Below are 12413 nucleotides of genomic sequence, written 5' to 3'. Positions count from 1 at the left end.
GACTGCCGTTCCTGAAAAGAACTGCCAAACGCAAATCTCGTTGCGGCGCACCCGGTGCCCTGAACGGCAGGCGAGCGCGAGGATTGTTGACACGCCATCGCTGTTTGGCTCTGATTGCCAGAAGTGCGCACGCAAAAACGCATAGCTAATCGACACAAGAACTGACCAAAGCGATCGTTAGGATCGCAACGTGACCTAGGCGATCGACAGAATCGCGGCACGTGGGGGAGGGATACCGGGGATGCTGGACTTCGTTCAGCAGTTGGTGAGCGGCGTTGCGCTCGGCTGTGTTTATGGCCTGATCGCTCTTGGATTCGTCCTTGTTTACAAGGCCACCGAAGTCGTCAATTTCGCGCAAGGCGATCTGATGATGCTGGGCGGATTCTTCGCCTTCACCTTCATCAGTCTGCTCGGTTTCAACTACTGGCTTGGCTTCATCGCGGCCGTCGGCGCGATGGCGCTGTTCGGCATGTTGGCCGAACGCCTCGTGGTGCGGCCGATCCTCGGCTATCCGCAATTCTCCATCATCATGGCGACCATCGGGCTCGGCTTCTTCCTGCGTTCCGTCGCGGGCATGGTCTGGGGCACCGACGATCTCAAGATCGAGACGCCGTTCAGCCAAGGCGTGCTGCGGCTTGGCAGTCTCGTGCTGGCCTATGACAAACTGTCGGTGATCGCCGCGACGGTCATCCTGTGCGGCGTGCTGTATCTCTTTTTCAACAAGACGACGCTCGGCACCGCGATGCGCGCCAGTTCCGAGAACATGCTTGCGGCTTACTATATGGGCATCCCCGTCAAGCGCGTGGTGTCGATTGTCTGGGCGATCAGCGCCGCGGTCGCGACCTGCGCCGGCGTGCTGCTCGCGCCCATTACGTTCGTTCACTCCAACGTCGGGCTGGTGTTGGGACTGAAAGCGTTCCCGGCCGCCGTGCTTGGCGGCTTCGGGTCGATCCCGGGCGCGGTGGTCGGCGGCGTGCTGGTCGGCGTGATCGAAAGCATGGCGGGATTTTATCTGCCGCAGGGATGGAAGGATGTCGCCCCATACATCGTGCTGCTCGCAGTTCTGCTGTTGAAGCCGGAAGGCATCTTCGGGCTTCACACCCGGAAGAAAGTCTGAGGGGCGCAGATGCGGTTTCTTTTCAAGACTGACTATGACGACGACATCCGGCTCGTCCCGCACAGCGGGTACATCTGGTCTTACGGCGCGCTGCTGGTGCTGCTGCTGGCGGCGCCGTTCGTCCTCAGCAGTTATCTTGTCAGCCAGCTTGTCTTCGTCTGCATCTACGCCACCGTCGGCGTGGGTCTGATGATCCTGACCGGATTCACCGGACAGGCCTCGCTGGGACACGCGGCGTTTCTTGCCATCGGGGCCTACACCGCCGCCTACCTTCAGCAGATGGGCGTTCCGTTCATCGTCTATTTTCTGGCGGCTGGGGTTCTGGCCGGTATTGTCGGCGCGATGGTCGGATTTCCGGCGCTGCGGCTGCAGGGTATCTATCTTGTCATCGCCACGATCTCGTTTGCGCTGATAGTGGAAGAGATTCTGGCGCGCTGGGAAAGCGTGACCCACGGCAATGACGGGATGCGTGTCCGCGCGATCCAGATGTTCGGCGGCAGCATCACGCGCGACAGTCCGACCTTCTATTACATGTGCCTCGGCCTTTTGATCCTGGTCATTGTCGGGACACTCAACCTGATGCGCTCGCCGACCGGCCGCGCGTTCGTCGCTATCCGTGACAGCGAGACCGCCGCGAAGAGCATGGGCATCAACATCTCGCTCTACAAGGTGAAGTCGTTCGCGCTGAGTGCTGCGATCACGGGCCTCGCGGGCTGTCTCTTTGCCCACAAGATGTCCTTCATCAGCCCGGAGATGTTCACGCTCCAGCTGTCCATCGAATTCATAATGGTGATCATTATCGGCGGTGTGCTCAGCCTGCATGGCGCGGTGCTGGGCGCGATCTTCATTGTGATGGTCGATCCGTTCCTGACCTTCCTGAAGGACGACATCCCGGGGATGATCGCCGGTCTTTCGGCGATGTTCGGCGCGGGCGCGGAGCAGGCGGCCAGCATCCAGAGGAACGTCGCGGCGATTGCGTCCGCGAACGGCCTGAAAGGCGCGATCTACGGCCTGATCATCATGCTCTTTATCCTGTTCGAGCCTTACGGCATTTACGGCCGCTGGCTGAAGATCAAGCTCTTCTTCCAGTTGTTCCCGCTCTACAAGCGCGCGACCTTCAAGCGGCAGAAGATCTACGTCAAATCGGAGCGGAACCGATGAGCTGTCTCCGCGCCGAGAATCTCTCGCTCCACTTCGGCGGACTGAAGGCGGTGGATTCCGTCAGCTTCGCGGTGGAGAAGGGCGAAATCCTTTCCATCATCGGGCCCAACGGCGCAGGCAAAAGCTCGATCTTCAACCTGATCTCGCGCCTTTACGACCCGACCTCGGGACGGCTTTACTTCGAGGATCAGGACATCACCAATGAGCCTGCTTACGGCATCGCGAAGCTGGGCATCGCGCGGACGTTCCAGAACATCGAATTGTTCGAGAATGCTACGGTCCTGAGTAACCTCCTGGTCGGACGGCACCGCCACTGCACCACCAGCCTGTGGCAGGAGCTGCTGTTCCTGCCCAATGTGCGCCGCGACGAAAAAGCGCATCGCCGCCGCGTCGAGCAGGTCATCGATTTCCTTGACCTTGCCGCCCATCGGGACAAGCTCATCTCCGGATTGCCTTATGGCGTGCGCAAGGTGATCGAACTTGCCCGCGCGCTATGCACCGAGCCGAAGCTGATCCTGCTCGACGAGCCGTCGTCGGGCCTGAATGTGGAGGAGACCGACGACATGTCGTTCTGGATCCGCGACATGAAGACCGAGCTTGGCATCACCGTGCTGATGGTCGAGCACGACATGACGCTGGTCAACCGGGTGTCGGACCGTGTGATCGCGCTGAACTACGGCCGTGTGCTGGCGATGGGCGCGCCGGCCGAGGTTCAGGCGCATCCCGACGTCGTTGCAGCCTATCTCGGCGCATGAGGACGATGTCATGAGCAATCCCGACATCATTCTCAAGCTCAGCAACATCGAAAGCTACTATGGGCCGATCATGGCCATTCGTGGCATCAGCCTGGAGGTGCCGCGCGGCAAGATCGTCACATTGCTCGGCGCCAACGGCGCCGGCAAGACCACGGTGCTCAAGACCATCTCCGGCATTCTCGATCCGCAAAAAGGCTCCATCGAATTCAAGGGGCAGGCGATCCAGCGCATGGAGGCGGACAAGATCGTGCGCCTCGGCCTCAGCCACGTGCCCGAGGGCCGCGAGGTGTTTCCGTTTCTCAGCGTGCGCGAGAACCTGATGATGGGCGCGTATCCGCGCAAGGATCGCGACGGGGTCGCTGCCGATCTGGAGCGGGTGTACGGGTATTTCCCGAGGCTGCGCGAGCGCGTCGATCAGCCCGCCGGTCAACTGTCCGGCGGCGAGCAGCAGATGCTGGCCATCGGCCGCGCGCTGATGAACCGGCCCGTTCTGCTGCTGCTCGACGAGCCCTCGCTAGGGCTGTCGCCGATCCTGGTGAAGGAGATTTTCACGATCATCAAGCGCGTCAACGCGGAGCAGGGCATGTCGATCCTGCTGGTGGAGCAGAACGCCAAGGTGGCGCTGGAAACCGCGCATTATGGCTACGTGCTGGAGATCGGGCGCGTGGTGATGAACGACACCTGCGAGCGGCTGATGATGTCACAGGACATTCAGGAATTCTACCTTGGCGCCAAGGAAGACGGCGCACGAGGCGAGCGGCGCTGGAAGAAGAAGAAAACCTGGAGATAAGATTGCGGCAAGACCGGCGGTAAGCCGGCGAAAGCGCAACACGCACGAGGTAACGAGAGCACAAGGATCAAGCCATGGCGAGACCCGCAGTGATCACCGTCGCGGATACGATCGCGAAGAGCTTTCTGCTGGCGGTCGAAACCCGCGGCGACAAGCCCGCGATCCGTGAAAAATATCTCGGCGTCTGGCAATCGACCAGCTGGCGCGAGTGGTTGCAGAAGGCGAAGGAAATCGCCTACGCGCTCGACGCAATCGGGTTCAAGCCCGGCGACGTCGCCTCGATCGTCTCGAATGCGACGCCGGAATGGGTCTACGCCGATATGGGCGTGCTGTGCGCGGGCGGCGTGTCGTCGGGTATCTATCCGACCGACTCCCCGAGCCAGGTTGAATATCTGGTCAACGACTCCCGGACCAAGGTGATCTTCGCCGAGGATGACGAGCAGCTCGACAAGGTTCTGTCCTGCCGCGCGAAATGCCCGACCGTCGAGAAGATCGTCGTGTTCGACATGGAGGGCCTGAGCGGCTTCAGCGATCCGATGGTGATGTCGCTCGATGAATTCATGGCGCTCGGCCGCAATCACATGCAGGGGCGGGACGCTCTGTGGAACGAGATGATCGAAAGCCGGGGCGCAAACGATCTCGCCATTCTGGTCTACACGTCGGGCACGACGGGACCACCGAAGGGCGCGATGCATTCCAACCGCAGCGTCACCCACCAGATGCGCTACGCGGACTATCTGCTGGTGCCGACCGATCATGAAGAGCGGTTGGTGTTCCTGCCGCTGTGCCACGTCGCGGAGCGGATCGGCGGCTACTATCTCTCGATCGCCGTCGGCTCGGTGATGAACTTCGCCGAAAGCCCGGAAACCGTGCCGGACAATCTGCGCGAGGTGCAGCCGACCGCATTCCTGGCGGTGCCGCGAATCTGGGAGAAATTCTATTCAGCCATTACGCTGGCCTTGAAGGATGCAACGCCGCTCCAGCAATGGATGTATCGCCGCGCCATCGGCGTCGGGCAGCGGCTCACGGACTACAGGCTGGAGGGAGAGATAGCGCCGTTATCGCTGCGGCTCGCGGGCAAGGCCGCCTACTGGCTGGTGTTCCGCAACATCCGGCGGATGCTGGGGCTGGACCGCGTGCGCATCGCGTTCACCGGCGCAGCACCAATCTCGCCCGACCTGATCCGCTGGTATCTCGCGCTCGGTCTCGATATGCGCGAGGTCTACGGCCAGACCGAGAATTGCGGCGTGGCGACGCTGATGCCCAACGAGCGCATCAAGCTCGGCTCGGTCGGAAAGGCCGCGCCCTGGGGCGAGGTGATGATCTGTCCGCAGGGCGAGATCCTCATCAAGGGCGACTTCCTGTTCATGGGCTATCTGAACCAGCCCGAGAAAACCGCCGAGACCATCGACGCGAAGGGCTGGCTGCATACCGGCGACGTCGGCACCATCGACAACGAAGGTTTCGTCAAGATCACCGACCGGATGAAGGACATCATCATCACGTCGGGCGGCAAGAACATCACGCCTTCCGAAATCGAGAACCAGCTCAAGTTCTCGCCCTATATTTCGGATGCGGTGGTGATCGGCGACAAGCGGCCGTTTCTGACGTGTCTGGTGATGATCGATCACGAGAACGTCGAGAAATTCGCGCAGGATTACGACATTCCGTTCACGAACTACGCGAGCCTCTGCCGCGCGCCGGAAGTTCAGGACCTGATCCAGCGCGAGATCGAGACCGTGAACGCGAATTTAGCCCGCGTGGAAACCATCAAGAAGTTCCACCTGATCGAACGGCAACTGACGCCGGAGGATGAGGAACTGACCCCGACCATGAAGCTGAAGCGCAGTTTCGTGAACAAGTCCTACGCAGCCGAGATCGATGCAATGTACCGGGCGAGCGCCGTGGCGTAAGCTCGCGACATATTGCGTCACAAGAAGCGCATTCCGCGGCCTGAAAGGGCCGCTCAGCGGCGAAGGTAGCAAGGCCCGGCCTTCGCTGAATATGGGCCAACAGGAAGGAGACCGTTATGTCGAAATCGTTCAAGGCGCTGGGCCTTGCGGTGGGGGCGCTCGCGCTGACCCAGTCGCCGGCCTTCGCACAGACCAAGGTGACCAACGAAGGCATTTCGCCGACCGAAATTGTCGTCGGGTCGCACCAGGATTTGTCCGGCCCGATCAAGGGCTGGGGCGTGCCGGTGGCCAACGGCCTGAAAATGGCGGCTGACGAGATCAATGCCGCCGGCGGCATCAACGGCCGCAAGATCAAGCTGATCGTGGAAGACTCCGGCTACGATCCGAAGCGCGCGGTACTGGCCTCGCAGAAGCTGATCGAGAAGGACAAGATCTTTGCCATGGTCGGACCGATGGGTTCGCCCACCGTGCTCGCGGCCCAGGACATCCTGTTCGATGCCGGCGTGCTGCAACTCTTCCCGCTGACGGCCGCGGAGTTCACCTTCAAGTTCGATCCGGCAAAGCCGCAGGAAAGATTGAAGTTCAACAACATTCTTCCTTATGTTGAAAGTACACGTGCCGCGCTCAAGCACATGATCGAATGGAAGAAATTCGCCAAGCCCTGCATCATGCATCAGGATGACGAATTCGGAAAAAGCGTTCTTGATGGCTTCAACCAGCAAGTCACCGCGATGAAGCTGACACCGGCTTCGATCACCAGCTACAAGCGTGGCGCGTCCGATTTCAGCGCGCAGGTTGCGAAGATGAAATCGGACGGTTGCGATCTCGTCGTCCTTGGCACGGTGATCCGCGAAACCATCGGCGCGATGGGTGAAGCCAAGAAGCTCGGCTGGGATGTGACGTTCCTCGGCGCAACACCGACCAACGTCCTCGAAGTTCCGGCGCTCGGCAAAGAGGCTGTCGAGGGTCTGTATGCCGCCGCCGGTTTCGAGATTCCCTATCCGGACACGGCGAAGGGGAAGGCCAAGGACTGGCTGGACAACTACAAGAAGGCGTTTGGCGCTGACGCCAACACGCAGGCCATCATCGGCTACAACGCCATGATGACCTTCGCCCACTATGTGAACAAGGCGGGCAAGGATCTGACCGGCCAGAAGGTGCTCGATGCGATGGAATCCGGCGACGTATTCCAGGATATCTTCAATTCGCCGCCGACCAAGTTCTCGAAGACAAACCATCTCGCCAGCACGGTGACGCAGGTTCAGCAGGTCAAGAACGGCCGCTGGGTTCTGGTCAAGGACGGCCTGATGTTCTAGCGCTTACGGAACGCGGGCGCGGGCCGGTCAATGACTGGTCCTGCGCCCGCGTTTTTCTTTGCGGTCCAAACTCCGAAACGATACCTTGCCTCACAATGACAATTGAAAGCCCGGTCAAAGCCGGCATCGCAAACTGGTTCCCCGGAGCCACGGGGGTCGGCGGTCTGACTCAGCTTTCCGGCGGCGCGAGCCAGGAGACCTGGGCATTTGATGTCTTGCATCCGTCAGGAAACATCGCGGTCATTCTTCGCCGCGCGCCTGCGGGATATGGCGCCGCTCCCACGCGTGCTGCCGGGCTCAAGGCCGAAGCCGTTCTGATGCAGCAGGCCTATGAGGCCGGAATTCCGTCGCCGCGTGTGCGTCATGTGTTGAGCCCGCAGGACGGTCTTGGCAGTGGCTTCATCATGGACCGGGTCGAAGGCGAGACGATCCCGCGCAAGATCCTGCGCGACGCGCAATTTACGCAGGCGCGCGCGGTGCTGACGTCACAACTCGGCAAGGCGGTCGCGGGCATTCACGCGCTGGATAAGGCGCGTCTGCCTCAACTGCGGCTGATGACGGTCGCCGGCGAAATCGGCGACCTTGCCGCTGAATACAAATCATTTGATTGGCCGCGGCCGGTGTTCGATCTGGCGTTGCGCTGGCTGCGCGACAACGCGCCTGTGCAGTCGCCGGTGGTGACGCTGGTCCACGGTGATTTCCGCCATGGCAATCTCATTGTTGGCCCGGACGGGCTGCGCGCGGTGCTCGACTGGGAACTGGCGCATGTCGGCGATCCGATGGAAGATCTCGGCTGGATCTGCGTCAATTCATGGCGCTTCGGCGAAATCGACAAGCCTGTCGGCGGCCTCGGCAGCCGCGAGGAATTTTTCGCAGCCTACGAAGCGGCGTCGGGCCGGGTCGTGGATGTGCCGCGCGTGATGTTCTGGGAAGTTCTCGGCACCCTGCGCTGGGGCGTGATGTGTTGCGGCATGATGCAGCGGTTTCGCGCGGGCCCGGATCATTCCATGGAGCGCGCGATGATCGGCCGCCGTGCATCCGAAACCGAGATCGATCTGTTGCGGCTGCTGGCGCCGCGTCGCGGCGCATGACGCAAGAAAAGCGTGCAGCGGTTTCGGACAACGTCATGCGCCAAGGATAAGTTGAGGGTCACATGCAGGATCATCCCACGCCGGTCGAGCTCATCAACGCGGTGGCGGAATTTCTCCGTGCCGACGTCGCGCCGCAAATGTCCGGGCATGGCGCGTTCAAGCTGCGGGTCGCGCTGAATGCGCTGGATCTCGTGGCGCGGCAGATGACGCGCGCGGCCTATAGCGACGCCGGTGAGGCGGAGCGTCTGTCGAAGCTGCTCGGCCGGGAAGGGGGGCTCGAAGACCTCAACCGGTTGCTGTCATCGCGTATCCAGAGCGGCGAACTTGATCTTGAAACGCCGGGCCTTGCCGAGCATGTCTGGCAGACCACCATGGACAAGCTTGCCGTCGACCAGCCGAACTATGCGTCTTACCGGCGCGAGCGCGACGAGCAGTAAGGGCTACTTGCCCTTCCATTGCGGTGGGCGCTTCTCCGCGAACGCCTTGGGGCCTTCGACATAATCCTCCGACGCGGCCAGCGCCTTGACGGCGGGATAGTCGAACTGCTCGCCGAGGGCCTGTTCCAGCGACACGCCGAGGCCGCGATGCATGGTCTGCTTCGAGGCGCGGATCGACATAGGGCCGTTCTGCAAAATGAGATTGGCCCAGCGCTCCGCGCCGGCCAGCGCTTCGCCCTTGGGAACGACTTCATTGACGAAGCCGAGTTCAAGTCCTTCGCGCGCGGGGACGTGGCGTCCGGTCAGGATCATGCCCATGGCGCGCTTCAGGCCGATCAGGCGGGGCAGGCGGTGCAACCCTCCGGCGAGCGCGGCGAGGCCGACACGCGGTTCGGGCAGGGCGAAGGTTGCGTTCTCTGACGCGATGATCAGGTCGCAGGCCAGCGCGATCTCGAATCCGCCGCCCATCGCCACGCCGTTGACGGCGGCGATGATCGGCTTGTCGCAATCGAAACGATGGGTCAGCCCGGCAAAGCCGCTCTTGTCCCAGCCGCGCTGGCCGCCCTGGGCCTGCCATTTCAGGTCGTTGCCCGCGGAAAACGCCCTGTCGCCAGCGCCGGTGACAATGGCGATCCATTGATCCGGATCTTTGCTGAATTCGTCGAAGATACGATGCATCTCGAAGTGCATCGGCGAATGCACCGCGTTCATCACCTCCGGGCGGTTGAGCGTGACGATGGTGAGCGGACCTTTGCGGTCGACCTTTGCGAATTCGTAAGCCATGCGTTCCCTTACGCTGCGTTGCAACACATGCGTGTTTTTGTGCGCCCAGTTAGCCAGCAAACAACGCGCTTCACAAATTAATTAAGCGCTTGACTAACGACCCGGGCCTTATCTTAATTCGGCCTCCCGTCGCGGGCTCCTCCGAGTGCCGCGACGTCAGGAAGGCGTCAAAGAACGTCGAGAAAAAACGAAGCCCGGGATGGACCGCCAGGAGCGCTGCGTTGGATTTCTCACTGCCTGACGATCTGGTTGCTTACCTCGCGGAGCTTGATCGCTTCATCGATCGCCAGATCAAGCCGCTTGAGGCGCGTGACGACAACAAACGCTTCTTCGATCACCGGCGCGAATGGGCGCGAACGGATTTCGACCGCGACGGTCTGCCGCGTCGTGAATGGGAAGACCTGCTGCGTCAGGCGAAAAACCTCGCCGATGAAGCGGGGCATCTGCGCTTTGCGATTCCGTCACGCTACGGCGGCAAGGACGGCTCCAACCTGTGGATGGCCGTGATCCGCGAGCATTTCGCCGCCAAGGGTCTCGGGCTGCATAACGATCTTCAGAACGAACACTCCATCGTCGGGAATTTTCCGCTCGTCACCATGCTGGACCGCTATGGCCGCGACGACCAGAAAGCGATGATCGAAGGCGCGATCACCGGCAAATACCGCATCACCTTTGGCCTGACCGAGCCCGATCACGGATCGGACGCCACCCACATGGAAACCATGGCGGTTCCGGCCACGCGCGACGGCGTCAGCGGCTGGGTCATCAATGGCGAGAAGATGTGGACGACCGGAATGCACGTCGCCACCCATTGCGCGACGTTCGCGCGCACATCCGGCAAGAGCGGCGACGCGAGGGGCATTACCTGCTTTCTGGTCCCGGCCGATGCCGAGGGCGTGAAGGTCGAGGAATATCTGTGGACCTTCAACATGCCGACCGATCATCCGCGCGTCAGTTTCACAGACGTGTTCGTGCCTGACGACGCGCTGTTCGGCGAAACCGGCCGCGGCCTGTCGCTGGCGCAATGCTTCGTGCATGAAAACCGGATTCGACAGGCCGCGAGTTCGCTGGGTGCGGCCGTCTACTGCATCGAGGAAAGCGTGCGCTACGCGCGCGAGCGCAAGCCGTTCGGACAGGCGCTGGCCGAGAACCAGGCGATCCAGTGGCCGCTTGTCGAGCTTGCGACGCAAGCCGAGATGCTGCGGCTGCTGATCCGCAAGACCGCGTGGGAAATGGACCGCATGACGCAGGCGGAGGTCGAGCAGCGTCTCTCCGACAAGGTCTCGATGTGTAATTTCTGGGCGAACCGGCTGTGCTGCGAGGCCGCCGACCGCGCGATGCAGGTGCATGGCGGCATGGGCTATTCGCGACACAAGCCGTTCGAGCATATCTACCGTCATCACCGGCGCTACCGCATCACCGAGGGCAGCGAGGAAATCCAGAAGCGCAAGGTCGCCGGGTTTCTGTTCGGCTACATGGGTGCGGGGCGGACTGAGCAGGCTGGGAAAGATCGATAAGACCCTTCACAAAGAAGCGAACCATCGCTCAAGATCGAAGTCTCGGGGAGAACATCATGCGCGTGTGCAAGTCCGTCCGGTCCGACCGGTTCATGTTGATCAGTTCGGAGCGCGTGTTCTATGCGGGGCTGCACGGCACGCCGTCGGTGCGGGCTCTCGGCGCGCTGGCGGTCTGCGTGCCGCTGCACGGCACGGCGCGTCTTGAAATCGAGGGGCAGCCGCCGCGCGTCGGCGAAATCCTCGCCGTTCCTGCCTATCTGCCGCACAAGATCACCTCGGAATCCCGCGAAATTCTTGGACTTCTGATCGAGCCGGAATCGGTCTGCGACGAAGATCTCGCGGAGATCATCCGCCAGTGCGACGATCCGGTTGCGGCGAGCCGGCTCGCTGCGCGGTTTCGCGAGATCTATGCGACGATGGCGCTGAGCGGCACCAGCGGTTTCACCTCCGCGGATTTCGACCAGATATTTCTCCAGCGCCGCCTGAAGCAGCGGGATCTGGATACGCGCATATCGACCGTTGTGTCGCGGTTTCAGGCGAAGCCGTCCAGCAGCATTTCGGGTGACGATTGCGCCAGCGGCGTCAGACTGTCGCTGTCGCGCTTCCTGCATCTGTTCAAGGACGAGACCAACATGAACTTCAAGACTTTCCGTGCCTGGAAGCGCGCGCGGAATATCCTGCATCACGTCAACGTCGAACGGAATCTCGCGCACTTCGCGCTCGATGCGGGCTATCCGGATTCGACACATTTCAGCCATTCGCTGCGCCGCATTTATGGATTGCAGCCGAGCGCGTTGTTTTCCGGCTCGCGCCGCTTGCAGATCATCAACGGACGCGATGTTGCGAGCGACGCAACGGGACTGCGGGCTTAGGTCGCCGCCGGAACGCGCGGCGCGACGCCTTGCTCGGCGCCAGCGCGGTCCTGCGCCGCAATCGCCTTGCGGAATCCGTCGCGCTGTTTGAGTCGCTCCCAATACGCGGTGACAGCCGGGGTGAATTGCTCGGACAGACCGTTGGAAACCGCGAACATCAATGCGTATCCAACCGAGATGTCGGCCGCGGTGAAGCGTCCGGCGCAAACCATCTCCGACCCGGTGACCGCCGTTTCGAGCGACCGCAGCCGGGCCAGAAACCAGCGCGCGTAATCGCTTGCAGCCTGCGGATTTCTGCGTTCTTCCGGCTCGAGCTGCGCATAGCGGAAGTAGATCGTCTGCGGAAATGTCAGTGTCGCTTCGCCGAAGAACAGCCAGTTCAGATAAGCGCCGTAGGCGGGTTCATCGACCGTGACGTTCAGAGGGGTCGGGCCGTACTTCGTCACAAGGTAATGGCAGATTGCGGACGACTCCGTCATGCGCGTGTCGCCGTCGATTAGCAGCGGAATGGTGCCCAGCGGATTGAGCTCAAGATATTCGCGCTTCAGGAATCGCGGCGGGAAGGGCAGCATCTTCAGGTCATAGGGGATGCCGAGTTCTTCCAGCGTCCAGAGCGGCCGGAACGAACGCGCGCTGGCGCAGTGGTAAAGGGTCAGCATGT

The 12413-nt window shown here is 61.7% G+C and carries 12 protein-coding genes; 10 read left to right on the top strand and 2 right to left on the bottom strand.

The features are described from left to right. The first annotated feature begins 241 nt into the window (after positions 1-241). From AC07UB_RS15740 to AC07UB_RS15705, 8 genes are all read left to right on the top strand, one after another. Positions 242-1117, top strand: a complete 876-nt coding sequence (locus AC07UB_RS15740; RefSeq protein ID WP_494654528.1) for a branched-chain amino acid ABC transporter permease — start codon at positions 242-244, stop codon at positions 1115-1117. Between the two features lie 9 nt (positions 1118-1126). Further along, positions 1127-2278, top strand: coding sequence for a branched-chain amino acid ABC transporter permease (locus AC07UB_RS15735; protein ID WP_492790396.1), 1152 nt, complete (start codon positions 1127-1129; stop codon positions 2276-2278). Continuing rightward, positions 2275-3033, top strand: a complete 759-nt coding sequence (locus tag AC07UB_RS15730) for an ABC transporter ATP-binding protein (protein ID WP_492790394.1) — start codon at positions 2275-2277, stop codon at positions 3031-3033. The genes AC07UB_RS15735 and AC07UB_RS15730 overlap by 4 nt, the downstream gene beginning before the upstream one ends. 10 nt (positions 3034-3043) lie before the next feature. Continuing rightward, complete coding sequence (locus tag AC07UB_RS15725; RefSeq protein WP_492790393.1) at positions 3044-3823, top strand: ABC transporter ATP-binding protein; 780 nt, start codon at positions 3044-3046, stop codon at positions 3821-3823. A gap of 74 nt (positions 3824-3897) precedes the next feature. Then, positions 3898-5736, top strand: coding sequence for an AMP-dependent synthetase/ligase (locus tag AC07UB_RS15720; RefSeq protein WP_492790392.1), 1839 nt, complete (start codon positions 3898-3900; stop codon positions 5734-5736). Between the two features lie 116 nt (positions 5737-5852). Next, positions 5853-7052: an ABC transporter substrate-binding protein gene (locus AC07UB_RS15715; protein WP_492790391.1), complete on the top strand. Its 1200-nt coding sequence runs from the start codon at positions 5853-5855 to the stop codon at positions 7050-7052. A 95-nt stretch (positions 7053-7147) separates the two neighbouring features. Then, on the top strand, positions 7148-8143 hold the full coding sequence (locus tag AC07UB_RS15710) for a phosphotransferase family protein (RefSeq protein ID WP_492790390.1): 996 nt from the start codon (positions 7148-7150) through the stop codon (positions 8141-8143). Positions 8144-8205: 62 nt separating this feature from the next. Then, a complete protein-coding gene (locus tag AC07UB_RS15705) occupies positions 8206-8580 on the top strand; it encodes a DUF6285 domain-containing protein (protein ID WP_492790389.1) in 375 nt (124 codons plus the stop codon). A gap of 3 nt (positions 8581-8583) precedes the next feature. Here the strand turns inward: AC07UB_RS15705 and AC07UB_RS15700 are convergent, their stop codons facing one another. Then, complete coding sequence (locus tag AC07UB_RS15700; protein WP_492790388.1) at positions 8584-9363, bottom strand: enoyl-CoA hydratase-related protein; 780 nt, start codon at positions 9361-9363, stop codon at positions 8584-8586. A 221-nt stretch (positions 9364-9584) separates the two neighbouring features. Between AC07UB_RS15700 and AC07UB_RS15695 the strand changes: the two genes are divergently transcribed. Beyond that, a complete protein-coding gene (locus AC07UB_RS15695) occupies positions 9585-10880 on the top strand; it encodes an acyl-CoA dehydrogenase family protein (RefSeq protein ID WP_492790387.1) in 1296 nt (431 codons plus the stop codon). A 56-nt stretch (positions 10881-10936) separates the two neighbouring features. Next, complete coding sequence (locus AC07UB_RS15690) at positions 10937-11752, top strand: helix-turn-helix domain-containing protein (RefSeq protein WP_494654533.1); 816 nt, start codon at positions 10937-10939, stop codon at positions 11750-11752. Here AC07UB_RS15690 and AC07UB_RS15685 read toward each other — a convergent pair. After that, positions 11749-12411 carry a glutathione S-transferase family protein gene (locus AC07UB_RS15685; RefSeq protein WP_492790385.1) on the bottom strand — a complete coding sequence of 221 codons (663 nt, stop codon included), beginning with the start codon at positions 12409-12411 and terminating at the stop codon, positions 11749-11751. The two genes, AC07UB_RS15690 and AC07UB_RS15685, sit on opposite strands and share 4 nt — an antisense overlap. Positions 12412-12413: the final 2 nt, after the last annotated feature.

It is taken from the genome of Afipia sp. GW821-FHT04G03 (assembly GCF_059419985.1).
The sequence above is the reverse complement of the archived record's forward strand: the minus strand, read 5'-3'. Positions and strand labels throughout refer to the sequence as shown.